The sequence below is a fragment of the Pseudoalteromonas sp. 1181_04 genome (assembly GCF_052850545.1).
In genome coordinates, this window is record NZ_VXCS01000002.1 from 121,947 (window position 1) to 147,652 (window position 25,706).

Sequence of the window (25,706 nt, forward strand, 5' to 3'; positions counted from 1 at the left end):
TAGGCCTTTTTTATTGCTTGGAAATACACTCACTCGATTTTACTACCATAAAAACTGCTTAAGCATTTTATTGATATATTATCCACGGTTCAGGTTATTTACTGGCTATTTCATTTAATACCTCCATACTTTAATTATCTTTTTATAATTTACTATTTATTCAATGCACATGGAGTGACAGTGGATCAGGCAAGCATATTAGCGCGAGCATATTGTATAAAGATTTTTTTAATACTGTTAAGCATTACTGCTACAGCGTCTGTGATGGCTGATGAAGTGTCTGCCAGTGGCTGGTTAGTGCCAGCAAATACGCCCTTTCAAACTACCAAACCCTTACTAGAACAAGTTGTCACTACCGATTCAAAAACAGATTTATCACATGTTCGTATCAAGGCAGAGCAAGGTTATTGGTTTATTGTTGATTTAAATAAACGGTCGCAATCAAAAGTTGAGGTGATTTATGCAGACAATTCCCATTTAGCGCAGCTTAATTTTTATATTCTTGATGAGAGTTTCAACCCGTTAGTTGAAGTAAAAAATGATGCATACCGTTATGTTGATAAAGTACTGCCACACGCACTGTTACCTAAAGATGAGGCTCGTTGGGCTGTAATTTACGCTCGCCATAGTGAAGATGACAGGCTGAGCATTGGCCTTGCAACTGGTAATGAATTTGCCAATTTGATAAACAAGAAACTGCGAAATTTCTTTTTAATTACCGGGCTATTACTGCTGTGTCTTGCCGTTGTTGGCACTGTATACGGTTTATCTCATCAAGCAAAATCGCTTTATTTACTTGCTTACCTAGTGTGTGTATTAAGTGAGTTTTTAATAGCAAAAGGGGTGTTGAATTACTTTAATATTGAATTTGCGTCTTTATGGTACACAAAGTTACAGTTTTCATTTCAAGTTATAGCCTTAGGGGTGGTCAACTTTTACTTTATTCATTATTTACAGTCGCAAAATCATTTAAACGCTCGACAAGATAAGTTAACAGTTTATATAAGCTTATTTTGTGTTGCAGCACTATTTAGCTGTTTTATGAAGCAATCAGTGCAGTTTGCTGTAGTGACCGTGTGTTTGGGTTCTATGTTGGTGGTGATGAGTTATTTATTTTTTTATTGGCTTAGTAATACCAAAAAAGCGATGCAATTTAAGTTTGTACTGGTTTGGTTTGCAGTGGCTTTACAAACTTTATGTTGGCAAGCAACGCTGGTGGCTGGTGCACAGATACAGCAACTTAATGATATGTTACTGGTGCTAAATGTAATTACTTTTGTGATGGTGTTACTCATTCACGAGCGTAAGTGTGTTATGCAATATAGCTACAGCCTCACTCACGACGATGATACAAAACTACCTAATAAACAGTTACTAATAGAGCGTCTTGATAGTCAGGTGAAATTATCAACAGAGCATTCTTTACTGTTATTTAGGCCTGCTGTACTGATTAATGCTCGAGCAAATTTTGGCTATGAACATGTAAATGAGCAGATAAAATTAACCATGGGCAAATTAGCCCAGCAATTAGCCTCAATGAATGTACTGTGTGTTGAAGCTAACCATCAGCATAGCCGTTGTATTGCCAGGTTAGATGACAGCACCTATGGGGTTGTAATAGTCGGCAAGTTAGAATTAAGCCAAGTAGAGCAGTTTGTATGTGTGATCAATAGCGTTTTTGCTGAGGGTCTCACTCATCAACGCATTCACTTAATTGATAAAGTTGAAATCGGTGTAGCAAATTATCCCTTACATGCCAGTACCTCATTACAACTAGTCCAGCGAGGGCTGCAAGCACTGGCGGTTAAACCCCTTCATGGTGAACGCTGGCATATGTTTAATATAGAGAATGTGACGTTATCGCAACGGCGCATTGCGATTGCATCAGCTCTAAAAGAAGCCATTGAATGCGATCAGCTTAGTTTATTTTTTCAACCACAGATATATCTAAACACCGGTAAAGTGTACGGCGCGGAAGCTTTATTACGTTGGGAGCATCCACAATTGGGTAATGTTCCCCCTGATTTATTTATCCCTATTGCTGAATCATCAGGGATAATTTCAGATTTAACCGAATGGGTTATTACGCAAGCACTGCAATATCAAAAGAAAATGATTGTATTATTGCCTGAGCATATTGTATCTATCAATATTTCGGCTAAAGATTTGCTGCGTAAAGATTTACCCGTGTTATTTATAACGTTGTTGAATGAGCATCAACTCAACCCGGCTAATGTAATGTTAGAACTAACGGAATCGGCAACACTCTTTGAGGGGGTTGATATAAAAAATGCCCTGAATGATTACCGTTTAATTGGCGTTAAAATAGCAATTGATGACTTTGGCACGGGGTATTCGTCACTCGCGTATTTGAGCAAAATGGGCTTTGATGAAATAAAAATAGATAAGCAATTTGTAATGAATATTGAATACTCTAAAAATGATCAAACAATTTGTCGTGCTACCTGTGATATTGCCAAATCACTGGGTTCATACGTAGTGGCTGAAGGGATAGAAGATAGCCAAAGTATGGCTAAATTACAAAGCTATGGCTGTGAAGTTGGTCAGGGATACTTTTTTTCACGGCCATTACCGTTTGACGATTACATGCAGTGGCTTGAAGAAAATCTTGAAACCACCACCGTATTTGTCAATGATCTTGAAAAAGTAGTTGACCTAATTGGGAAAAATAATCATTGAGCGCGTTATTACAAATTTTTAAGCTATCGCGCTTAGGGTAAATTAGCGCTGAGTTATTGAGCCCAGAGACTAAAAAGTGATTAACGATCTGCTCATTACAAGCAATACAAGCTTCAAAACTACGTGCAGCTAACTCTTCAGGCATACTCATATAAAACTGCTGATGGCGTTTATCAAATTCTATACAATCTAATACATACTGATTAGCGTGTTGACCGGTTGGTTCTAGAAATACCCCTTGGTAAAACTTATTTAATGCTAAGTTTAGTGGGTGACTTTGCCCAATCGTGTGCTCCAGCCAAAGTTTAGAGGCAAAATGCTGTGGCGAATGCTGGGGAAATATGTGTTTAGTTATGTGATGATCAAACGCATGAAACCATTCATGCGCCAGCGCGCCACCGCCTGCATTTTTTGCCAGCGCAAGGGTACGAGTACGGCTATTATAATGTGCTTGGACGTGTTGTTGCCCGCCATGGCCAAAAGCAAAATTGAGTTTCCCCCTCAGACCAATGGTCTTTGGCGGCACTTGCAGTATTTGCGCTAAATCGGCTAGTGCGTCGTAAATTAAATTAGCACTAATAAAGCGTTCTTCTATGGTGACCCATTTACCCACCACCATAGTACGAAAACCAAATGTATCGCGGATATCACTAAAGTCAACTTGGTCATCAAATCGGTAATCCGGTCCTTGGCGGTAAAACCCGCGCTTTAAGCGATTGCTGGCACTCATTTGGCTTGATAACGCGCTTTAATATGCTCAGGCATAAACTGGGTTTGTTTGCTGTTGAGCGCTTCCAGTGCCTGATATAAAGGCTCAGGGTTAATATGTTCAATCAAGGCTAAACTATGTGCAACCGCTTCTAATGTGGAGAGGCTATCTGCACGGGGAGCTTTGCGAATACGATATCGGTTTTGTGGGATCGTCGTAAAGCTGACCTTTTTAAAAGCCGCAAGGGCTGGGGTAAGTTGCATGATCTTAAATGCTTTTTTCCAGGTGCCATCGATTACAATTAGATGACTTAACCGGCTTTTAAATTGTGGTGCTGCGGTACTTTCATCATCCAGTAAGATGGCATTATCATCAGGGTAGAGTAATGCAGTTGTGGCAACGGGTAGTGTGTTTAGTTGTGCAAAATCAGCCTGCGTTTCTCCTACCATGATGTCGTATTGCGTTAGGCACAATGTGAGTAAACGGGCGGTGTTTTTAGTGATCTTTACTTCGCTAGGATGCTGCAAAATTATAACTTTGAGTTTATTTTCCAGTACCGACAAATCTTCACAAAGACACGTTTGTAGACTAAATTTACAATTAACACACAAAGAACGGGACATAAAAGAATCTTGTTTAGTAGCAATAAGTTGAAAAACCCGCTAATTATACGCTTAATGAGACAATTAGTTGGTTTTTTTTCTATAGAACGATAAAGTATAAAAATAGTATAAGTTACTGGTTTAGTGTTGCTAAATACAAAAGGATGAATAATGAATACAATAGTCATTGATGAAAGCGCATTGGAAAGTATGGAATCGTTATTAGGCGAGCAATTTAGCGATACGCTGACTTTTTGTTGTGCTGAATTTGAACGATTAGGCTCTGAAGTATTGGCTACAATACATAGTGATATCCAAGTCGCAAGTCGCCATGCTCATAGTTTAAAATCAAATGCCGCGCAGTTTGGTGCCAGCAGTCTATCTCAGGTGGCCAGAGAAATTGAACAAAGTTTAAATAATAATGATGTTTCTCAGGCGCTTGCGGCAGCTCAGCAGCTTGACAACCAAGTTGCCGGATCAGCAGCTAAGTTAACTGATTGGTTACAAAGCCGTTAGTTAGCTATACCCAGACGTGAATTTATTTCAGTTTTGAGGTATTAAATCCACTGGTATTTAGCCCCTCTACTAGGTTAATCTAGCTGTTCCACTAGTAGAGGTAAAAATGTCAGAAATTAAAAAGAGTCATAAATTACAAGGCGTTTGTTATGACATTCGTGGGCCGGTGTTAGTTCAGGCTCGCAAAATGGAAGATGAAGGCCAAAAAGTTTTAAAATTGAATATTGGTAATCCTGCGGCATTTGGGTTTGATATGCCTGAAGATATGCACCGCGATATTATTCGTAACTTGTATTCAGCCCAAGGTTATTGTGACTCCAAAGGCCTCTACTCAGCCCGTGTGGCTATTTATCAGCACTACCAACAACGTGGTTTATATAACCTAGACGTCGATAATATTTATATTGGTAATGGGGTCAGTGAATTAATTCAAATGACGACTCAAGCTTTGCTGAATAATGATGATGAAGTGTTGATCCCAGCACCTGATTATCCATTGTGGACCGCTTCAGTCAAACTTGCGGGTGGTAATCCAGTCCATTACCTATGTGATGAAGAGCAAGATTGGTTCCCTGATATTGCTGATATTCGCAGTAAAATCACGTCAAAAACTAAAGCATTAGTGCTGATCAACCCTAATAATCCGACGGGTGCAGTATACGACGACGCACTTTTACAGCAGTTAATTGATATTGCACGTGAACATAAATTATTGTTATTGAGTGATGAAATCTATGAGAAGATTTTATACGATGGGATCACGCACAGCTCCATTGGTGCACTGTGTGATGATGTGCCGATAATTACTTTTAATGGCTTAGCAAAAACCTATCGCGCAGCGGGTTTGCGTATGGGCTGGATGGTATTAAGTGGCCGTACTGCATTGATGGATGATTTACGTAAAGGTTTAGATATTTTAGCCTCTATGCGTTTATGTGCCAATGTGCCGGCACAATATGCGATCCAGCAAGCATTAGGTGGCGTACAGTCGATTGATGATTTAATAAATCCCGGTGGGCGTTTATACGAACAACGTGATATTGCATGGCGTGGTTTAAATGCGATAGAAGGTATTTCGTGTGCAAAACCAAAAGGAGCATTGTACGCATTTGCCAAAGTAGATACTGAGCGTTTTAATATCAAAAATGATGAAAAAATGATTTTAGATTTACTCAAAGCAGAAAAGATCTTACTGGTTCACGGAAGAGCATTTAACTGGCCAAATCCAGATCATTTCAGATTGGTATTTTTACCTAACAAAGATGATTTAACGACTGCGATGAGTAAGATGCAACGCTTTTTTAGCGATTACAGACAAAGTTAACGTAGTAATAAAGTTATAAATACTAAAAAGCGAGCATTAATACTGCTCGCTTTTTAGTTTAATGTAATAGCTTAATAGGCTTTATCAACGCGGACTGTATTATCTGATAAATACACTAAGCGCACGCTGTCGCCAGTTCTAAATATCATTTGATTGTCTTTGTCTTGTACCACCATAAATTGTTCACCGTTTTCAACTTTGATCATTAACTCGACTAAATGGTATTGATTATAATGGCTGCTTTGTTGCCTGTTGTTCGCCACACTGCCACCGATGACCGAGCCTAGAATAGTCGCTGCGGTGCGACCACTGCCGCCGCCAAATTGGTTACCAATAACGCCACCAAGTAATGCACCGCCAAAGGTTTTCCAGCCACTATTTTTGTCTTGAACAAGTTCTTGCTCGGTAATATTACGTACAGATTGAACACTGCCAAATAGTACTTGCTGGACAGGAACGGCTTTATTGCGTTCGTATGCGGCAAAGCTTGGATTACTGATGAGCAGGGCTGTACACAGCCCAAGTATGAGTTTATTCATCATTTACCTCCTCAGCTGAATTACCAGCCAAAGGTTGATTTTTCGCGGGTTTTACGAATTTCTGTTTCGTCCGCCCATTCTACTAAGCCACTTTTTAAATCCATTAAGCGCATTGTGAATTTATAGTATACGTCGGCTTTATCAGCATTCGATTTTACGATGCTCGACAGGTTGCCATAAAGCATATACTGCGCGCCAACTTGTTGGCCAAATGCAATCGCTTTAGTTGGGTCTACTAGGGCATCATCATTTTGAAAGTTCAATTGTTCTCGAGCGGCTTCTACGCGACCCATATCAACAAAACGAAATTTACCACTGCGCAATAATTGTGTTGAAATTGAATCGGTAATTGATTCAGTATCAATGTGTTCACTGGTTTTGTTTTTTATACGTTCAACAAATACGATTGGTCGAGTATTAGCTGTTAATGTGCCGACCACAGGTGATGCCAACAGTGAATCCGTCATTTGACTGGCGACTTTTTGTAAGTCAGTTGAACCGAAGTTAATATCAGTTGTTTCTACAGCTTGTGCGTCTCCGTAGCTGACTACGGCTTTATTGGCACAGCCACTGAGGGCAAGCGCACTCAAACCTAACAACGCAAAACCCGAGAGTGTTTTAAGCGTTGGTTTTTTAGTTGTGTTTACTGTATTCATAATGGTGTCCTTTAATCTTTAAATTCTTGTGCTTGTGTCGATACTTCGCGTACCGCTAATGAAAATGTAACCGCATCAGATGTAGGTGCAAGGCCAGGCAGTTGCACGTTAGCAAAACCAAATAAAGTCAATGATTGCCAAGGAGAATGATTGCCTTTGATCACAAAACCATCGCCGTCATACCAGGTAAATTGATACTGTAAATATTGTGATTTTTTATACTGACTCGAAAGTGTGACAACAACATCAGTTAATTGATTCGTTTGGCGAGTCTTTACATCACTAATGGCCAGCTTTTTACCTAGTGCAGGATTATCGACTTTTAGCTGTTGTTGGTATTGCGCTGAAGCTTGTTCAACACTTATACCTGATGTAGTCGGTCTACTGGTACAGGCAGCAAGTAGACAGACCGTTAATAATGGCACTAAATATTTCATGATAGCTCCTAAAGTTGCACTACATGGGAATTAAAATAGTTGTTAATAGAGGTTAGATAAATCAAGGTTAACCCTTGCTTACTAACCGTAAAGTTTATGTCTTTCTGATTGGCAAGTTTTAAAACATGGTCTCCTGCTGTTAACTGGGTGCGCGCAACACTTATTTGATTAGGTAAAGTTAACCAACTGCGGGTATCTGCTTGCTCAGAGGCTAGGTTGTATAGATTAGCGAGTATATTACCCACATCGCCGCCACTTCTAGCCAGCTCTGCCCGTACTTTTTCTTTAGCGACTAACCGCAGTATTTGCCTCGATACTCTTGCCGGTGTTTGCTCTTCAAGTGTTTTAGCCGCTAACGCTTCTATTCTTACCAATGGACTCAAAGGTAAAATCTGTGTTCCGATACTAATATCACTAACCGCTGGTATATAAGCTCTATCTTTATAAACGGGCATCGCTAAGCTATAAAAACGGGCATCACCACCGGATGTATAAATAGGCAGACGCAACACAAATTCATCTTTTTCTGGCACTAAACCTTGTTCGATCAAGACCACAACGTCACCGCTGTTGGCGACTTGTTTTGGTAATTCAGCAAAGCGTTTTTTATACTCGGAAAAATCTTGATCAAACCCTTGCTGTTTTGCTAATTGCAGCACAACCTGCTGCAAATAGGTGTTTTCAGGGTTGATCTCTAGTGCCTTTTTATAATCTATATATGCATCATCGTATTGTTTATTACTTTGATAGAGCAAACCTGACAGATAAAATGTAAACGCATTTTGATAGCCATTTTTTACGTTTTTGATCACCTCATCCATACTTGGGTAATGTTTTTGTGCTGCTTTCACGCTAGCATCTATGTCGTCTTGATTAGCCGTTAACGCATCTGTTTGTACTTTATTTGCACGGCGAACTTCGACTAATGCGCCTTCGATATTATGTTGATATATATAATTAAGTGCTTGGTAACTGTGCAGCATACTCATTTCATAAGCCGCTGGCGTATAGCTAATGACTGAATCATTGGTTAAAAGGGCGTTACTTTGTTCAAGCCCTGCGCTTACTTGTATTTTTGCTGCTTGGCGTTTTATTTCCATTTGCTGATATACCGCTTCGTACTGTGGTTTTGCAGCCTCATTTTGATTATTTAAATTGCTTAAACGGGCCTGCTCTAATTGATTGAGCAAGTAGTTACTATGTGACTGCCCATTAGTCGGCAAAAGCTGTTGGGCTTGGTCGATATTGTTGGTCTTAATAGCTTGGCGTACAGGCTTCATTTGGGTAGCGTAATCTGAAAACAGATCACTAAACCCAATGGTGCTGCATCCACTTAGCATGACACAAAAGCCAAAAATAACACTGCGTTGCACATGGCACTCCTTTTATAAGCGTTAATACAGATTAGCATAATCTAATCCAGAGGAGATGTTAAACAATGTAAAAAAGCGTAGTAATCACCGTGTTTATAAGAAATAGTTACGCGATCATTGGTCACTGAGTTGTTGCACGATACATTCGAATGATCAAAACAATAGGTAAGCTTTGCGCTATTATGGCAATCCTGTATAAATAGATACTTCAGGCAAACAGGTAGCTGATTTTCTTATTATGTTGATTAAATTAATGGCTCGAGTGGTTGCCGACTACTAAACGATAGAATAACTCACCTCATAGGGTTTAATGCTTAGCAAGATTAAAACTAAGGATCACTTTGAAAGCAACATTGTTTACGGTACTCGCCCTAGTGGCATTTGCAGCTAATTCTCTTTTATGTCGTATGGCATTAGCACAAAATTACATTGATCCATGGAATTTCACAGCTTTGCGGCTATTCAGTGGCGCATTGTGTTTAGGATTTATTTTCCTTATACAAGCAGTACCAACAGAGTCTTTAGCTAGGGAAGATAACAATCTTAATAATGCAGAGCATGAACGTGGTAGTTGGCGCAGCAGTGTTAGCTTACTGGTTTATGCGTTATGTTTTTCAATTGCCTATGTAGAATTGGACACTGGAACTGGCGCGTTGATTTTATTTTCTGCTGTTCAATTGACTATGATTGGCTGGGGGATTTTCAACAAGGAGCGACTCACAACTGTACAGTGGTGTGCATTTATTATCGCTGTCCTTGGTTTTGTGTATTTAATGCTGCCATCGGCAACGATGCCGTCAATGAGCCCTGCATTATTAATGACTATTAGCGGTATTGCGTGGGGGATATACAGTATTCGCGGAAAAGTGTGCCTATCCCCACTGAAAACCACAACGTTTAATTTTGTGCGTAGTTTATTTGCATTACCGATATTGTTGATCGTGGGTTTTGGTTATTTATCGGGGATCAGTTGGCAGGGGATCGTGCTTGCATGTGCATCTGGTGCTCTTGCGTCGGGTATTGGCTATAGTGTTTGGTATGTTGCCGTACCCTTATTAAAAAGCAGTCAAGCCGCAGTGGTTCAGCTTTGTGTGCCAGTGATAGCTGCACTGGCAGGGATGTTATTTTTAGCGGAAGAACTAAGCATTCAGTTTGTTATTGCCAGCGCAGTTATTCTTGGCGCTGTGCTGGTTTTTTTACTGGCTAAACAACCGCAGGGCTGACATTGAGCACGTAACGCTGATACAGTTGCGGCAAATTCGCCAAAATAGCAGCTTTGCCGGCAAGCTGACTGTTATTTATAGTATCAGCTAATACGGTTAAACTCTGATGTTGTAGTAAAATGTCAGATTGCACTATGTGGCTAATATGCCAAGGTTCAGGCGCAACGCCGCCTAAATCATGTTGATAAGGGCGATAAAAGCCATACTTTTCTATATGACTATCAAGCCACTTGGTCAGCGCTGCAAAAGGGCCATTGTCTTGGTATTCGTGCGGCTCTAACTGCAGCTGATAGTCATCAGAAACACTGGCTTTGTCAAAAATATCCAGATCAGTACCAAAGTGATGGCGACTGCTTCCCGGTAGGGCTGAATAAAGCATAATGGCATGGCATTTTTCAATGTCTGTCATGGAGGCTAAATCAACTGGCTGTTGCTGCTTATTGAGCACAGGTCGATGACCATTAAATTTAGCATTCCAAATCAATGCTTGACGTTCAAAGTTACGAAAGCTTGATGCAATAGTCAGTGCAAAGCCTGCATCGCGAGCTGCATTTTGCAACTGCATAAAGTCATCAATAATGTCTTTATGCAGTTTATGAGCTTGATAATCAACAAGCAGTAGCTCGTCTTTACCACAGGCACACTCAGCCAACTGTTGCGATGTGAGCTTAGCAGGGATCATGTTAAAAGTTGCTCTAGAATTTGCTCGTAAATATCAGCAAGTGCAATGAGATCATCACAATTAACGCACTCATTCACTTTATGAATGGTGTCGTTACGTGGTCCAAGTTCAATAACCTTAGCGCCGGTTTGTGCTATAAAACGTCCATCTGAAGTACCGCCAGTGGTTTCAAGTGCGGTATTTAAGCCAGTTATTGATTTGATGGCTGCAACCGTCGCATCAATAAGCGGGCCGCCTTCGGTGATAAATGGCTGACCGTTAACAATCCAACTCAGCTCGTATGCAAAATCATATTCAGCCAGAATGTCGTTAACTCGTTGCTGGAGTTGCTGATGAGTTACTTCGGTACTAAAGCGAAAATTAAATTGCACTTCAAGCTCGCCTGGGATCACATTGCCAGCTCCCGTACCGCCATTAATATTTGAAATCTGAAAACTAGTAGCAGGAAAAAATTCATTGCCGTTGTCCCATACCGTTTGACTCAACTGGGCAAGCATTGGCGCTGCAATATGAATCGGGTTTAGAGCAAGTTGCGGATAAGCCACATGACCTTGTATGCCTTTAACAGTTAAAAAGCCAGTCAGTGAGCCTCGGCGGCCATTTTTAACGACATCACCCAGTACATCACGCGATGAAGGCTCGCCAACCAAACACATATCTATTTTTTCACCTCGGGCCTCCAGCGTATCGATTACTCGCGTGGTGCCGTTGATAAAAGGGCCTTCTTCATCAGAGGTAATTAAAAAAGAAATTGAGCCTTTATGATCGGGGTGTTTAGTTACAAATCGCTCGGTTGCTACCACCATGGCAGCTAAAGAGCCTTTCATATCAGCCGCACCACGGCCATGCAACATGCCATCGGCTAGAAAGCCAGAGAAAGGCGGGTGCTGCCAGTTCTTTTCTGGTCCAGTTGGTACTACATCAGTGTGACCTGCAAAGCAAAAGTGCGGTGAACTGTCGCCTTTTCGCGCCCATGTATTTTGGGTGTCAGTAAAAAACAGTGATTCAATATTAAAACCAAGCTGTGCCAATCGCTCATTCATTATAGTTTGGCAATCTGCATCTTCAGGGGTGACTGAGCGACGCTGTATTAAGGCTTGCGCAAGTTCGATGACGGGATGATTCATGATGCAAAAATCTCATCGTATTGCGCTGGTTTAAAACCTAAATGATAGCTGTTGTTGCGAATAAGCACTGGGCGCTTGATCATTGCCGGTTGTGCTACCAAAATTGCCAAGGCAGTGTCTTTATCAAGGTTCTGTTTTTGCTCATCTGATAATTGGCGATAGGTTGTGCCACGTTTATTGACCAGATCTTGCCAGTCGATGTGTGTTGCAAACTCAGTGATCATATCAAGGCTTATGCCGTCTTTACGGTAATCATGAAAATTAAAGTCAATGTTGTTATCGGTTAAATATTTTTTGGCTTTTTTTATAGTGTCGCAGTTACTAATGCCGTAAAGAGTCGTCATATTAATTACTTCTTAGTTAGTGTTAAAAGAGTATCTACCCCAGCTGTAACCTGAGATAAAGAATAATGTATTGGTTTAAGTTGATGCCCGTTAAGTAAAATAAGGCTGGCAAGTAAGGGGCTATTGAGATCTCTAAGATCAAAATAAGCGAGCCGTTGCCCTTTGGTTATTTTACTGCCGTTGAGTTGGGCTATATGAGTGTGTTTAATGTGTTGCTGTTGGTCTAAATATAAATTTAGAAGCACTTTTAAGCCATTGTTGGCTTGTAAAATAAATTCAGTACCGGCATTTTTTACTTGCATTAATGTACCATCAAAGGGCGCTAATATTTTATGATTGCTCAGGGCAACCATAATCCCTGGGCCAAGTGTGCCGTAGCTAAAGAAGGGTTCTGGGTGCTCACTTAATGGGGCAACTTTACCACTAAAAGGGCTACAAATTGCAATACTGTTAGCCGCTAACTGACGTTGTGGTAAATAACTAATATCCGTGTATTTCATTATGTTAATTTGGGCTCATTGAGAAACTGATAGCCATCTTTTTTTAACGCGCTGATGGCATCTTTAATACGCTGTTGTTTTACTAAAACGTAATCGGTGTCGTAGGTTGAAATAGCAAAAATAGAGATATTTGCTCTGGCTAAAACTCCAGAAATATTTGCCATTATTCCGGTTAATGAAAAACCAAGTGGACCGATCACTTCTAACGCGCGCCAATCGTGCTCAGCATCAAGGCTTTCAATGGCGAACTGGCTAGGGCAAACAATAGATAACTCATCGTTGGTTTTGGCGATAATAAACATTGATTGTTTGAATAAAGCAGCGGGGATCTCGCTATCAACATCAAGGCTATGAATGGTAAAGGCCGTACTATGCAGTTGTAACGTTTGCTTAGACATTGCTACCCCTTTTTTAATTGTGAGACTTCCCATCTGTGTATACTGATCAATAGTATAGATTATCTTACTTAAATAAAAGAGCAATGTTGTCCACAATTTCTGTGGATAAGGTTGGGAATAGGGAGGTATAACAACGCTAAGTTATTTATAATTATTATTAGCTAAAGAAATGCTCAGGGTAAAGTGATCACCACGCAATCACTTTACCCATGGTATTAAATATTTTCGGCTTGTGCCGCTTGAATGGCAGTAAGCGCAATGGTATAGACAATATCATCAACCAAAGCACCGCGGCTTAAGTCATTGACGGGTTTGCGCATACCTTGCAACATTGGGCCGATACTTATCAAATCAGCACTTCGTTGCACCGCTTTATAAGTGGTATTCCCGGTATTTAAGTCTGGAAATATAAACACCGTCGCTTTACCAGCCACTGGACTATTTGGTGCTTTTTTAAGTGCGACATTTTCCATAATCGCTGCATCATATTGTAATGGACCATCGATGATCAGATCAGGGCGCTTTTGTTGCGCTAACTTTGTTGCTAGACGGACTTTTTCTACATCAGCCCCAGTGCCTGACGTGCCGGTGCTGTAGCTTATCATCGCTACTCGTGGCTCAATACCAAATGCGGCGGCTGAGTCTGCGGATTGAATGGCAATATCGGCTAATTGCTCAGCGGTTGGATCAGGATTAATAGCACAATCTCCGTATACCAGTACTTGATCAGGCAGCAACATAAAAAACACCGACGAGACTAATGATGACCCTGGTGCGGTTTTTATTAATTGCAGCGGCGGACGAATGGTGTTGGCAGTTGTATTTACTGCACCCGAAACCAGACCATCAACTTGACCACGCTCTAACATCATAGTGCCAAGCACAACGTTGTCTTGGAGCTGTTCAAGGGCAACCACTTCAGTCAGGCCTTTGCTTTTACGAATTTCAACCATAGGCGCAACATAGTCGTTGATCACATCATGAGGTTCGATAATGGTTACATTTTCGTTTAGCTCAACACCTTGTTGTATAGCGATACGTTCAATTTCTTCTCGATCGCCCAATAGAATGGTCTTCGCAATACCACGTTGACCGCAAATAGCGGCGGCTTTTATTGTGCGAGGCTCATTGCCTTCAGGTAACACTATAGTTTTTGCCGCTTGGCGGGCTTTATCCGTGAGTAAATAACGAAATGCTGGAGGCGACATTTTACGAGTTTTGCCGACACTTTTAGCAAGCGTATCTAACCAGTCAGAATCAATATGGCTGGCATTATGATGCTTTACTTTATCAATTCGTTGTACGTCATCGCACGGTACTTCCATATTAAAGTTATGCAGTAGCAATGAAGTACGCCAGGTGTCAGCATCTGTACTGAGGATTGGCAGGCCGGTGGCCATCGCTTGTTCGCACAAGGTCATGATCCGTGGCTCAGGTTTAAAACCACCAGTTAATAAGATAGCTCCTAATTTAGTGCCATTCATGGCTGATAAACAGGCCGCAACTAACACATCTGAACGATCGCCTGGGGTCACCAGCAGTGCGCCTGGGGTGAAATGATTTAAGATATTTGACACTGTTCTGGCACAAAATGTTACGCGGCGTAGACGACGGTGAGCCATATCACCTTCGTTGATCACGTCAGCTTTTAAATACGCACATAAATCTTTAACGCGCGGCGCAACCAGCTCAAAATCCCATGGGATCGAGCCAAGTAACATAAACGGATGTTTTCTAAAAATAGGTAAAGATGCTAAGCGATTGAGCTCATTGTCAAGCTCGTCGGGTTTATGTGCTTCCACGAGATCGGCGCGTGCTCTGCCTTCATCATCCAGTGGTGCATTTACTTTATTAAAAATACAGCCTAATACGCGGGCATGGTCAACACTGCCATAATACCCGGCTGCAATTTCTAAGCGGTCTTCAATTTGATCGTTACTGTCATTACCAGGAGTGAGCACAAACACAATGTCAGCGCCGAGAGTTTGTGCTATTTCGCGGTTTACTCTACCTGCATAAGGTTGGCGGCGAGTAGGGACCATACCTTCGATAATTGCGACCACATCGTTGCCTATGGCATTTTCAAAGCGCTCAACAATTTCTTCAAGTAAATCATCACCTTTACCATCCCCGATCATTTGCTCTGCATAATTTAGTGCAAAGGGAGTAGGTGGTGTAATAGGCGAACCTTGGGTGACAATTTGTGTTGATTTTTCAGGGCCCGTTTCACCTGAGCGAGGCTGGGCTATGGGCTTGAAAAAATTAACTTTGACCGCTTTTTGTTCTAATGCACGCACTAACCCGACTGAGACCGATGTTAAACCAACCCCAGTAGAGATAGGTACTAGCATAATTCGACGTGCCATAATTATAACTCCTGTGCAATTGAGGCGGCATCAAGAGCAATGATCCACTCTTCATTTGTTGGCATTACTACTGCTTTTGTTTTTGCATTATTACTGCTGATAACCCCTGGTGTGCCAAATCGGGCTGCAAGGTTGGCTGTACTGTCGCAATCAAGGCCAAGATAGCTCAGTTGTGTTATTACTTTGCCACGAATAATATCGGAGTTTTCACCAATACCACCGGTAAAAATTAACGCATCAAGGCGTTGCAATGGCACCATAAATGCGGCTATTTGTTTTGCTAAACGATAACAAAACATCTCCAGTGCTAAAATGGCTTTTTCATTTCCTGCAACAGCAGCTTCTTCTATTGTACGACAGTCATTAGAAAGTTCACTGATACCCAGTAAGCCGCTTTGTTGGTTTAATAAGTCATCAATTTGTTGTGCATCGTAGTTAAGTTGGGTGGTTAAAAAGTTAAATAAACCCGGATCAATATCTCCGCTGCGGGTGCCCATTATTAAGCCTTCTAGTGGCGTTAAGCCCATGCTGGTATCAACACTTTTGCCATTTTTAATTGCACACACAGAGCAGCCATTACCTAAGTGAGCGCTGATAAAATTACTTTGCTCAATAGGCTGGTTTAAAAGGGCTGCTGTTTGACCTGCAACATAATAATGGCTGCTACCATGAAAGCCGTAACGTCTAACACCATAATCAGTATAAAGTTTATAAGGAAGGGCATATAAATAGGCAACATTGCCCATGGTTTGATGAAACGCGGTATCAAACACAGCAACTTGCGGTAGTCCCTTGAATGATGCTTGCGCCGCAGCAATGCCTAATAAATTAGCGTGCCCATGTAATGGCGCAAGCGTAGCGGCTTGAGTGATTCCTTTAATTACATCGTCGTCAATCAGTACCGATTTAGTAAAGTGCTCGCCGCCGTGAACCACGCGATGACCTACTGCAATAAGGTTTTCAGCTAAATGGTGTTCGTTGATAAGGCTAACTAAGGTATCGATTGCTGCACTGTGAGCTTGATTAGGCGCAAGTTCAATCAGTTGTTTTTTGCCAAGGTACTTGTATTTCACAGATGGCGACGATGAGCCTAGGCGTTCAGCAAGACCTGAAATGATTTCTTCAGATGTGGTGGCATCTAAAATAGCGAATTTTAAACTCGAACTTCCACAGTTCAGTACAAGAACATGTTGAGGTGATGATTGCGAAGACATAACAGGATCCCATTTTTTGACAATTGCGCATTAAGCTTAGTTGTTATATAACCAAGTACTCGAGCATAGTGATTAAAGTAAAAGAGTCATTGGTCGATAAATTGCTATGGATATCTGTAATGACTATACTAAAGTCTAGTTGACTTAACGTGCGCTTATTTTAACTCATTAATTGTTTTAAGGTAAGTTTAAACCATGATCAAAAACACGTTTTGGACGAAAAAGGTGGAAGGGATTTTACACAGGAATGTTACCGTGAATATGATACACTCATTGCGGTAACATTAATAAATATACCAGCGACACCTAGGAGTCATGATGCAAAAAAGTGTGATGTCACAAGTCCAAACTGGTCGTGAATATGCAAAAAAATGGCCTATGCGTAAAGAATTAGCGCCTCTATTCACGGAGTTTAGAGTGATCAAAGCCACCGAGCTGGCAATTACAGTAATGCCGATTTTGGCAATGCTCACTTTATTTATGCAAATTAATTATTTAGGCAGCAGTTTTTTACCTCAAGCAGTCGCTATCGCGTTGTTTTTTTTATCTCTACCGCTACAGGGATTGCTGTGGTTAGGCAAGCGTGCAGATACTGTACTTGAGCCTGCGATGGAGCATTGGTATAAAGAGCTTCATACAAAAATGGTAGCCAATGGCTACCAAGGGCATGTCCCTAAAGATAAACCACGTTATGCAGAGTTGGCCCATTTACTCAATGATATGTTTGATAAAATGGACCGCGCGTTTACCCGAGAGAATCTGTAACACGTTTAAATTGACTAACATAAAATGACAGGGTGACGACTTGCTCACCTTGTTGTTCTAGTTGTTGCCAATGTTCAGGACGAAACTTCCAAGCAAAGGGAGTCATGGTGATCAAGTTCTTCACATCTTTAAATGGCAAGCTTATCTGTTGTTCTAATAATGTTTGCTCTATAAGCTCAAACCCTACAGGCGCAGCAATCGGTGTATGCGCATTGACGTCTCGGTAAATATAGTGCTTGAGTTCTTTTAAATGCCAAGGGCCAGGGCTTGCAACTACCAATGTAGCGTCTGGTTTTGCTAATCGAGCCAATTCAGCATCAAATAATGGGGCAAAAATACTCACTAATACATCTGCTGAGCCATCATTAAATGGAGCTTGGCTGATTGATGCAACGCTAAAATTACAATTACTGTATCGCTTTGCAGCATATTTAACCGCTGATTTTGATATATCGACGCCATAAACGTGTGCAGTACATGCATTGGCAATCGCATGAGTATAAAAACCTTCCCCGCACCCTAAATCAATTACCTGTTGTGGTGCTTGCAGAGCAACTCGCTGTGCAACGGCATGTTGTAAAAACTGGTAGTGCCCAGTGGTTAAAAAAGCACGCCTTGCTTGTACCATGTCAAGATTATCGCCAGGTTGCTTAGAGTTCTTTTGTTGCACAGGTAATAAATTCACATAGCCTTCTTTTGCAGTATCAAAGCTATGGTTGTTAATACATTTTAGCACTTTGGCATGTAACTCAAGCGATTGTTGGCAGAGCGGGCATTGGTAATCGAGACTCATGGATCTAGGTAATCCTTATCATAAAATGTTTTTACCCAATGTGGGCGATAGGTGATCAATAGGGTAATGGCCATGCCGTTTAACATCGCTTCAGGAAAGCAAATAATGACACATAAATAGAGATAGTTTTCACTTAATTCAAACCAATTGTAATTGCCGGTTAAATAATAAAATAAGCTAATGGTGATAATCTTAAAGCAGGCGATGAAAGCGGCGCAAATAAAAGTACATACAAAAATGTAAATGAAAAAATGCCGTGGTAATAGGTTATAACACAGTATAAATACCCCATAACTGACTAAAATGGGTAAGTAAGCGGTTAACAATAAGTGGATAGGTAATTGCGCAATGCTTATTTGGTTGAAAGCCGTTAATAGCAGACTTGCTAGGGTGGCGCTCAATAATGCAAAGCGCCAGCCTAAAATAAGCGTTATGGCAGTTACACCTAAAATATGCAGTTCAAGACCGGGTAATATGCCGGCTTTAATTCGCCACAATAAGGCAAATGCTAACGCACAGACAAATAGGCCTGTTTGACGGGCTGGCGTGGTTATTAAATGTTGGTAGTGTGATTTATTGACACTCGACCAAAAAACACTGCCGATAACAAGCCAAGCAATTGCCTGAAGTTCAATGCTTATTATCGGGATTGTCGTTAGCTTATCCATTAGCGTTAACTAAAGGTTGACCATATTGGCGCATGATCTGATGGCTTTTCAATACCACGTAATTCATAGTCAATTCCCGCTTCAATACAACGAGCAGCCAAAGTTGGAGTCGCTAGGATAACGTCAATGCGTAGACCACGATTATCATCAAAGCCTCGAGAGCGATAATCAAACCAAGAGTACTGTTCGCTTGTGTCTGGGTGAAGTTCACGGAAGGTGTCTGTAAAGCCCCAATCTAGCAAGGTTGCAAGCCATTGACGTTCTTCAGGCTGGAATGAACATTTGCCAGTTTTTAACCAACGCTTGCGATTAACCTCACCAATGCCAATATCAAGATCAGTAGGAGAAATATTGATGTCGCCCATGACAATGACATCCTCGTCGTTACTGTGGTGGCTTTGTAAGTGAGTCATTAGATCACGGTAGAACTGTCGCTTATACGGAAATTTTGTTTCATGAGTAATGTTATCGCCTTGTGGAAAATAGCCATTCATTACGGTTAGATCACGGCCATTTTCTTGGCTAACAGTGACGCTGATCATGCGCTTTTGTGATTCATCAGTATCGGTTGCGAATCCTTTAACCACAGACTTAGGTTCAGTTTTGCATAACATAGCTACGCCATAATGTGCTTTTTGACCATGAAAATAAACGTGGTAACCCATATTTTGAACATCTTCGAGTGGGAAAGCTTCATCATGTACTTTTATTTCTTGTAAGCCGATTATATCAGGCTGATGTTTATCTATGATTGCTTGTAATTGGTGCAGACGAGCTCTCAGCCCGTTAATGTTAAATGAAATTACTTTCATGGCTTGACCTTTAATTAGAGTTATCTTTTGCAGATTATGGCAAATTCTACCATCAATTAGCGTATGGTACATGCGCTTATTTATAATAATAAGCCGCTCAATTGTTGAACAAAGTATGAATTTTGATTAAACATTGTTAACGCTTTTTTAAATAAAAAATTAAATAAATAATTCGGTTGATTTGTAAACTTTGGTCTATATAATGCGCAAAAATTGCTCACAATATAACTCCACTTAAAGGTAAATCATGAAACTACAATTATTAGCATTATTCGTCGCAGCGACTGCTTTCTCTGAGACTGCCAGTGCAGCACATTATTATAATGCTGATCATAAAATTGAATCTAAATTATGCTCAATCAGTGCTAACGAAGGATTTACTGCAGCACGCAAAGTTGCAGCCCAGCACGGGGTGTATTTATCACGTTATTCAAAAAGTATTTTGTGTAATGGTGATGATATTCGTGATATTGCAAAAAAAGTGGATGATAAAGTTCGCCAAGAAAAAGTAATTGAAGTGTTTGCTAAAAACTCACAGGTAGAAACACAGCTATGTATTACTGCCTTGAAGCAAGGTTTGGCTCCAGTGAAAGAAAAAATAGCGAACTTAAACTCATTGATCTGTAATGGTGAAGTGGTTACTGAGTTTGTGAAACGATATCAGGGTGCAACAATTTGATTAAAAATGTAACGCACTAGCTCGTTTATCTAAAATAGCAGCGCTTTAATCGCTGCTATTTTACATTTTTATAGAATAACTTTTCCAACCTTTGCATTGATCTGGCATAATAGCGCGTTGAATATACCGCAACGTCTTGGTGCCTATGGTGACAAAATCTGCTACGAAAATGGCTACGAAACGAATCAGTGATGAGCAGCTTGTTGAGATCATTGAAGCGGCGATTTTTGTTGCGGGAAAACCAGTCACTAAACGGCATTTAAAAGACACCGTATTAACTGAGTTAAGTGTGTCTATGGCACGTATTAACCTCGCGATTGAACAGATCCAAATTCATTATCAAACCCGTGGTATTCGCTTAGTTGAAGTCGGTAGTGGATTTAGATTTCAGGCGTGTGCCAGCTTAGCCCCTTGGTTAAATAACCTTTGGCAAGAACGGGCGCCTAAATATTCCCGTGCACTATTAGAAACTCTTTCGCTTATTGCTTATCGTCAGCCGATAACTCGGGGCGAGATAGAGCAAGTACGTGGAGTGACCGTAGGCTCAACTATTATTAAAAGTCTGCTCGAGCGTGAGTGGATACATGTTGTTGGTCATAAAGAGGTGCCAGGTAGGCCCGCTTTATATGCCACAACCAAACAATTTTTAGATTATTTTTCGTTAACAGGTTTAGATAACTTACCGCCACTGCCAAAACAGCAGCAAAGTAAAATTGACCAGTTATTGAGTGATCCTTCTGTGAGAGAACTATCCGAATGAGTATACAAGGTGAAAAGTTACAAAAAGTCTTAGCAAGAGCGGGCGTAGGTTCGCGACGTGAGATGGAAAAATACATTGATGCAAATCGTGTCAGTGTTAATGGTAAAGTAGCAAAGCTGGGTGATCGTGTTGAAGAAACCGACCAGATCCGTGTTGATGGCCATACGGTAAAAATTGAAGAAAAAGCTGAACGTATCTGTCGCGTTGTTATGTATAACAAACCTGAAGGTGAGTTATGTACACGTAAAGATCCTGAAGGACGTAGAACGGTATTTGACCGCCTGCCGCGCGTTGATGGTGAACGTTGGATTGCTGTTGGTCGTTTAGATATAAATACAGCAGGTTTAATGTTGTTCACCAATGATGGTGAGCTTGCTAATCGCTTAATGCACCCAAGTTACGAAGTAGAGCGTGAATATTCAGCACGTGTATTTGGTGAAGTAACAGCAGAAACTATCAAAAATTTAACCAAAGGGGTTGAGCTTGAAGATGGTATGGCAAAATTTCTTACTATTAAACCACTGGGCGGCGAAGGTATTAACCGCTGGTATAATGTAACGCTGACTGAAGGGCGTAACCGTGAAGTTCGTCGTTTATGGCAGTCTCAAGACGTTGAGGTTTCTCGCCTTATTCGTATTCGTTATGGTAAGTTAGAGCTCGATAAACGTCTACCACAAGGTGGTTGGGCTGAGCTAGATTTAGAGACTGTAAATTACTTACGTAAAACAGTTAAGCTTGGCCGTGAAACGCAAACAAAATTATCTGTTATGCCTGAAAAACGCAAAGATAAACGCGCTAAAATTAATCAAATTCGTAAAGCAGTCAAAAAACATAATAATCGCGTTAAACAAACTAAACGCCGTTAATATCTGCCTTGCATTAAAAAAGCCGCTAATTAGCGGCTTTTTTATGTTTAGTACTTGGTTTATACCAATCGACTTAAATATTTAACCATTCTAGCAGGCTAAATAAATCGCTAACTGCGTTAGGGATTTTTTATGTAGAACAATTACATGTCAAAATTCCTGCCTTGTTATCACTGTATTTATCTGTCGCTATAAATGCTCAGTACTTAACACGACTGGTATTATTTCTTTGTTTGCGCGTCTAATGATTGACCATTGACGTCTTTTGAATCATCACTCATTAAGTATAAATAAGTTGGCATTAAGTCTTCAGGGCAGGCTAGTTTATCGCGATCTTCGCCTGGATAGACACTGGCACGCATAGCTGTGTGGGTGGCGCCGGGATTAATACAATTTATCCGGATATTCGTTTTACCTACTTCACATGCCCATGTTTGCATCATTCCTTCAACTGCAAATTTTGAAATGGCATACGCGCCCCAAAACTCACGGCCTTGGCGACCAACCCCAGAAGAGGTGAAAATAATTGAAGCACTTGGAGATTTACGTAAAACTGGAAACATATATTTTGTGATCATCGCTTGAGCGGTAACATTCACTTTTATGATGTTATCAAACGTTGATGAACAAAAATGCTCAAGTGGACCCAGTGAGCCAATTATTCCTGCATTATTGAGCAAGCCATCTAGTTTACCAAATTGCTGTTCGATGGTAGCGCCTAAATCACGAAAGTTTTGTTTGCTTGCACCTTTTAAATCCATCGGTACAATGGCAGGTTTTGGCCCGCCAACGGCAATGATTTCATCGTATACCGCTTCCAGTTTGCTGGTGGTTTTACCCAATAATATAACCGTTGCGCCATGTTTGGCATAAGTTATTGCAGCCACTCGGCCAATGCCGTCACCTGCACCAGTTACTAAGATCACTTTGTCTTGTAGGGCATTATCAGCCGCTTTATAGGTTTGCATAATAAAGGTCCAAAAAATCAATTTGATTGATTTTAACATAGCAAAACACCAAGTTATCGAATTTATTGCAAAATAAGGTGGCGAAATTTGAAACTTTACGTTAACTTTAACTGGTCTAATGTCTTATTAATAACCTAATTACATTATTTTAACTAAATATTACGCGAAAACTTAAAAGAATTAGTAACAAAATTAGCTACACTTATTTATCAACACACATAAAAAAAAGATTACGTGCGGAGCAAACAATATGAAAAAAATGCTACTCTCACTTGCAATTACAGCTGCTCTAGCTGGTTGCGGCGGCGGTGAAACGTTAGAAGATGTTAAAAATGATACACCACCAGTTATTCCATCAGCTACAGTGAAGTTTGATCCCGCAAATGGGGTTATTTCAGTACCAAATGATTTATTAATGAGTGGTACAAAAGATGGCACTATAAATATCCCCGGTGAGTTGAGTGCTAATGGTGTATCAGTGCCAAGAAGCGCCTATGCTAACCCGTCACTGGCACTAGGTGCACTTGATGGCTGGTCTAGCCAAGTTCCTTATAAAGTAGATCTTACCTTTCCTGCGAATGTTAGCCTTGATGAAAGTTCGGCTGGTGCGCCGGGATCTGTGCGTATTTTTGAAGTTGTTATGGGCGCTAGTTTAACAGATGCAGATTGCGCAGCGGTACCCGCTGGAGCAGGATGTAAATTATTAGGTGAATTAACCTTTGGCGTTGATTTCATCACTAAAGCAAGTGGTAATGCGGTTGCTATTATTCCATTAAAACCGTTTAAAGCTGGCAGCTCGTACATTAATGTGCTGACGACAGAGCTTAAAGACTCATTAGGGCGTTCAATCCAGCCATCTTCAACCTACGGATTAGTAAAACAGGAAGCCCCATTAGTAACTGAATCGCAACTCGCGCTGCAGGGCGTGGTAAATAGCTATGAAAATGTACTTATTTCAGGCGGCACGATCACTAAAGATGAGATTATATATTCAGCAGCGATGACCATTCAATCTGTAGGTCCAGTGCTTGGTACTATTAAAAAATTGCTAGCAGCGAGCTTACAAAATCCAGCCTTGCCAACGCCAATGGTTCAAATTCCTGAACAACCAATGTTAACGGTTGAGCAAGTCTTTGCTTCACAAGGTATTACGGGACTTTCGCCAGCATTTGCAGGTGTTCAATATCAAAAAGGCAGCGTTACATTACCCATGTATTTATCTCAGCCTGAAGGAAAAGAAATTTCAGATTTAGCTGCTACATACTGGCAAGGCATGTGCGATAACGCAGTTGCAGTATTAGGGTATAAAGCAGCTGAAGGAGAAAACTTTCCGACAGCTCCAGTTAGTGTCAGCGATGGCACTTGCTCAGCATTAAGTGATGGACGATTACGTGATTTAGGACTAGATACAACAAGACATCTAACTAAATACAACTCAATCCCTAAAGTGCAAAGCCAGCAAGAAGTACCTGTTCAGATAACAAAACCTATTTTGCCTGTAATAAATTTTATCAGAACACAAAGTCTTGGTATGTCTGCACTTGAAATGCCTGCGGGTGGTTGGCCTGTGGTGATTATGCAGCACGGTATTACTTCTAAAAAAGAAGACATGTTGGCATTAACGGCTAGTTTAGCCATTCAAGGCTTTGCAACAGTTGCCATTGATCACCCGGTTCATGGTGAGCGTGGTATCGACGTGGATGATGATGGTATAGATGATTTTAATGCCTCAACTGGCTCTGTTTTGGCGTATATGAACTTGCAATCATTACTCGTTGCGCGCGACAATTTAAGACAGTCTGCGGCCGACTTACTAGGCCTGCGTTTAGGCTTAAACTTGACTAACGATACGTCATTGAATACACAAGACGTGTCATTTATAGGTCATTCATTAGGAGCTGTAGTAGCACCCGCTTTTATAGCACAAGCTAATACGCCACTCGATGAACAAGTTGATGGATTGTTCAAAGTGAACACTGTTGCTCTTGCCAGTGGTGGTGGTGGTATCGCCAGTTTCTTATTAGAGTCAGCGTCTTTTGGGCCATTTGTACAAGGCTCTGTTTTATTGGCCGCAGGTACGGCAGAATCAGCTGAATTTGCGACTTACTTACAAACTGATGCAGTATCTAATTGTGGTGTGTTTGCCGAAAACCAGCAAGCATATGTAAGTTGTGCTTATCCTGAATATATAACTTCATTAACTGTTGCAGGTGAAACGGCTAAAACGGCCAAGATCCAAGGTGTAATGACACAATTTGCATTTGCTGCACAAACGGTCCTTGATAGTGGAGATCCAACAAACTATGCGACCAGTTTGAATGCTCTTGGCACACCAGTTTATATGAATGTCGTGGTTGGTGATGGTGCAGGTAATCTTCCTGACCAAGTTATTCCACCAACAACCGTCAATAACCCAATTGCAGGGTCGCTAACACTTGCTAGATTAATGGGGCTTTCTACTGTGGCGACTACACAAGGGCCAAATGCTGAGCCTAGCAGTTATTTAGTTAAGTTTACAGATGGTGGTCACAGCTCGGTATTATCGCCACAAGCGAGTGCTGCAGTGACAACTGAAATGCAATTACAGATTGCAACTTATTTAGTAACTCGAGGTCGTGCATTATCTATTCAAAATACCGAGATTGTCACTGATTAACTTTCTAGAGTATTAAAATAAATGAAAAG

Annotated in this window: 26 protein-coding genes; 9 read left to right on the forward strand and 17 right to left on the reverse strand. The window is 40.9% G+C overall.

What is annotated here, in order from left to right; all coding sequences use genetic code 11:
* Positions 1 to 180 precede the first annotated feature (180 nt).
* Positions 181 to 2,700 carry a putative bifunctional diguanylate cyclase/phosphodiesterase gene (locus FW757_RS01955; protein ID WP_182794438.1) on the forward strand — a complete coding sequence of 840 codons (2,520 nt, stop codon included), beginning with the start codon at positions 181 to 183 and terminating at the stop codon, positions 2,698 to 2,700.
* Here FW757_RS01955 and FW757_RS01960 read toward each other — a convergent pair.
* Together FW757_RS01960 and FW757_RS01965 are read right to left on the reverse strand one after the other, a co-directional pair.
* Positions 2,651 to 3,430, reverse strand: coding sequence for a CLCA_X family protein (locus FW757_RS01960; RefSeq protein ID WP_446440810.1), 780 nt, complete (start codon positions 3,428 to 3,430; stop codon positions 2,651 to 2,653). The genes FW757_RS01955 and FW757_RS01960 overlap by 50 nt on opposite strands.
* Complete coding sequence (locus FW757_RS01965) at positions 3,427 to 4,032, reverse strand: tRNA-uridine aminocarboxypropyltransferase (protein ID WP_182783626.1); 606 nt, start codon at positions 4,030 to 4,032, stop codon at positions 3,427 to 3,429. Before FW757_RS01965 ends, FW757_RS01960 begins: the two co-directional genes overlap by 4 nt.
* A gap of 150 nt (positions 4,033 to 4,182) precedes the next feature.
* Here FW757_RS01965 and FW757_RS01970 point away from each other — a divergent pair, with 150 nt between their 5' ends.
* On the forward strand, positions 4,183 to 4,527 hold the full coding sequence (locus tag FW757_RS01970) for an Hpt domain-containing protein (RefSeq protein ID WP_145233710.1): 345 nt from the start codon (positions 4,183 to 4,185) through the stop codon (positions 4,525 to 4,527).
* Between the two features lie 106 nt (positions 4,528 to 4,633).
* Complete coding sequence (locus FW757_RS01975) at positions 4,634 to 5,851, forward strand: pyridoxal phosphate-dependent aminotransferase (RefSeq protein ID WP_145233714.1); 1,218 nt, start codon at positions 4,634 to 4,636, stop codon at positions 5,849 to 5,851.
* Between the two features lie 71 nt (positions 5,852 to 5,922).
* Here the strand turns inward: FW757_RS01975 and FW757_RS01980 are convergent, their stop codons facing one another.
* Genes FW757_RS01980 through FW757_RS01995 form a run of 4 tightly spaced genes read right to left on the reverse strand, consistent with a single transcriptional unit; the run spans position 5,923 to position 8,856 of the window.
* A complete protein-coding gene (locus tag FW757_RS01980) occupies positions 5,923 to 6,390 on the reverse strand; it encodes a glycine zipper 2TM domain-containing protein (RefSeq protein WP_149981188.1) in 468 nt (155 codons plus the stop codon).
* A 20-nt stretch (positions 6,391 to 6,410) separates the two neighbouring features.
* Positions 6,411 to 7,046: a penicillin-binding protein activator LpoB gene (gene lpoB / locus FW757_RS01985; protein ID WP_145233716.1), complete on the reverse strand. Its 636-nt coding sequence runs from the start codon at positions 7,044 to 7,046 to the stop codon at positions 6,411 to 6,413.
* Positions 7,047 to 7,057: 11 nt separating this feature from the next.
* On the reverse strand, positions 7,058 to 7,483 hold the full coding sequence (locus FW757_RS01990) for a YcfL family protein (protein ID WP_145233718.1): 426 nt from the start codon (positions 7,481 to 7,483) through the stop codon (positions 7,058 to 7,060).
* Between the two features lie 8 nt (positions 7,484 to 7,491).
* Positions 7,492 to 8,856: a COG3014 family protein gene (locus FW757_RS01995; RefSeq protein ID WP_182739234.1), complete on the reverse strand. Its 1,365-nt coding sequence runs from the start codon at positions 8,854 to 8,856 to the stop codon at positions 7,492 to 7,494.
* Between the two features lie 341 nt (positions 8,857 to 9,197).
* Here FW757_RS01995 and FW757_RS02000 point away from each other — a divergent pair, with 341 nt between their 5' ends.
* A complete protein-coding gene (locus tag FW757_RS02000) occupies positions 9,198 to 10,079 on the forward strand; it encodes a DMT family transporter (protein ID WP_182739235.1) in 882 nt (293 codons plus the stop codon).
* Here the strand turns inward: FW757_RS02000 and FW757_RS02005 are convergent.
* The 7 genes from FW757_RS02005 to FW757_RS02035 all read right to left on the reverse strand — a co-directional run bounded on the left by FW757_RS02005 (position 10,060) and on the right by FW757_RS02035 (position 16,710).
* Complete coding sequence (locus FW757_RS02005) at positions 10,060 to 10,761, reverse strand: M15 family metallopeptidase (RefSeq protein ID WP_182717898.1); 702 nt, start codon at positions 10,759 to 10,761, stop codon at positions 10,060 to 10,062. The genes FW757_RS02000 and FW757_RS02005 overlap by 20 nt on opposite strands.
* Positions 10,758 to 11,888 (reverse strand): succinyl-diaminopimelate desuccinylase, encoded by a 1,131-nt coding sequence (gene dapE, locus FW757_RS02010; protein WP_145233727.1) that lies wholly within the window; start codon positions 11,886 to 11,888, stop codon positions 10,758 to 10,760. Before dapE ends, FW757_RS02005 begins: the two co-directional genes overlap by 4 nt.
* Complete coding sequence (locus FW757_RS02015) at positions 11,885 to 12,232, reverse strand: ArsC family reductase (RefSeq protein WP_182717896.1); 348 nt, start codon at positions 12,230 to 12,232, stop codon at positions 11,885 to 11,887. Before FW757_RS02015 ends, dapE begins: the two co-directional genes overlap by 4 nt.
* A gap of 5 nt (positions 12,233 to 12,237) precedes the next feature.
* Complete coding sequence (locus FW757_RS02020) at positions 12,238 to 12,732, reverse strand: PTS sugar transporter subunit IIA (RefSeq protein WP_145233732.1); 495 nt, start codon at positions 12,730 to 12,732, stop codon at positions 12,238 to 12,240.
* Complete coding sequence (locus FW757_RS02025) at positions 12,732 to 13,130, reverse strand: ACT domain-containing protein (RefSeq protein WP_145233734.1); 399 nt, start codon at positions 13,128 to 13,130, stop codon at positions 12,732 to 12,734. Before FW757_RS02025 ends, FW757_RS02020 begins: the two co-directional genes overlap by 1 nt.
* Before the next feature lie 215 nt (positions 13,131 to 13,345).
* Positions 13,346 to 15,496, reverse strand: coding sequence for a phosphate acetyltransferase (pta, locus tag FW757_RS02030; RefSeq protein WP_182759802.1), 2,151 nt, complete (start codon positions 15,494 to 15,496; stop codon positions 13,346 to 13,348).
* Positions 15,497 to 15,498: 2 nt separating this feature from the next.
* Entirely contained in the window at positions 15,499 to 16,710 is a 1,212-nt protein-coding gene (locus FW757_RS02035; RefSeq protein ID WP_446440811.1) for an acetate kinase, read from the reverse strand.
* Between the two features lie 318 nt (positions 16,711 to 17,028).
* On the opposite strand from FW757_RS02035, the gene yfbV reads away from it, so the two are divergent.
* The gene (gene yfbV, locus FW757_RS02040; protein WP_145234096.1) at positions 17,029 to 17,475 is read left to right on the forward strand and encodes a terminus macrodomain insulation protein YfbV; all 447 of its coding nucleotides are present in this window, start codon (positions 17,029 to 17,031) and stop codon (positions 17,473 to 17,475) included.
* Here the strand turns inward: yfbV and rlmA are convergent.
* Genes rlmA through xthA form a run of 3 tightly spaced genes read right to left on the reverse strand, consistent with a single transcriptional unit; the run spans position 17,456 to position 19,748 of the window.
* On the reverse strand, positions 17,456 to 18,268 hold the full coding sequence (rlmA, locus tag FW757_RS02045) for a 23S rRNA (guanine(745)-N(1))-methyltransferase (protein ID WP_145233741.1): 813 nt from the start codon (positions 18,266 to 18,268) through the stop codon (positions 17,456 to 17,458). The two genes, yfbV and rlmA, sit on opposite strands and share 20 nt — an antisense overlap.
* Entirely contained in the window at positions 18,265 to 18,912 is a 648-nt protein-coding gene (locus FW757_RS02050) for an energy-coupling factor ABC transporter permease (RefSeq protein ID WP_182717920.1), read from the reverse strand. The genes rlmA and FW757_RS02050 overlap by 4 nt, the downstream gene beginning before the upstream one ends.
* A gap of 29 nt (positions 18,913 to 18,941) precedes the next feature.
* Positions 18,942 to 19,748 carry an exodeoxyribonuclease III gene (xthA, locus tag FW757_RS02055; protein ID WP_182734793.1) on the reverse strand — a complete coding sequence of 269 codons (807 nt, stop codon included), beginning with the start codon at positions 19,746 to 19,748 and terminating at the stop codon, positions 18,942 to 18,944.
* Between the two features lie 247 nt (positions 19,749 to 19,995).
* Here xthA and FW757_RS02060 point away from each other — a divergent pair, with 247 nt between their 5' ends.
* From FW757_RS02060 to rluB, 3 genes are all read left to right on the forward strand, one after another.
* On the forward strand, positions 19,996 to 20,427 hold the full coding sequence (locus tag FW757_RS02060; RefSeq protein ID WP_446440812.1) for an exonuclease III: 432 nt from the start codon (positions 19,996 to 19,998) through the stop codon (positions 20,425 to 20,427).
* A 169-nt stretch (positions 20,428 to 20,596) separates the two neighbouring features.
* Positions 20,597 to 21,187, forward strand: coding sequence for an SMC-Scp complex subunit ScpB (scpB, locus tag FW757_RS02065; RefSeq protein ID WP_446440813.1), 591 nt, complete (start codon positions 20,597 to 20,599; stop codon positions 21,185 to 21,187).
* Positions 21,184 to 22,053, forward strand: a complete 870-nt coding sequence (gene rluB / locus FW757_RS02070; protein WP_145233749.1) for a 23S rRNA pseudouridine(2605) synthase RluB — start codon at positions 21,184 to 21,186, stop codon at positions 22,051 to 22,053. Before scpB ends, rluB begins: the two co-directional genes overlap by 4 nt.
* 221 nt (positions 22,054 to 22,274) lie before the next feature.
* On the opposite strand, the gene FW757_RS02075 is transcribed toward rluB, so the two are convergent.
* Positions 22,275 to 23,021, reverse strand: coding sequence for a YciK family oxidoreductase (locus FW757_RS02075; RefSeq protein WP_149981190.1), 747 nt, complete (start codon positions 23,019 to 23,021; stop codon positions 22,275 to 22,277).
* Between the two features lie 250 nt (positions 23,022 to 23,271).
* Here FW757_RS02075 and FW757_RS02080 point away from each other — a divergent pair, with 250 nt between their 5' ends.
* Positions 23,272 to 25,677: a VolA/Pla-1 family phospholipase gene (locus tag FW757_RS02080; RefSeq protein ID WP_182717890.1), complete on the forward strand. Its 2,406-nt coding sequence runs from the start codon at positions 23,272 to 23,274 to the stop codon at positions 25,675 to 25,677.
* The last annotated feature ends 29 nt before the right edge of the window (positions 25,678 to 25,706 follow it).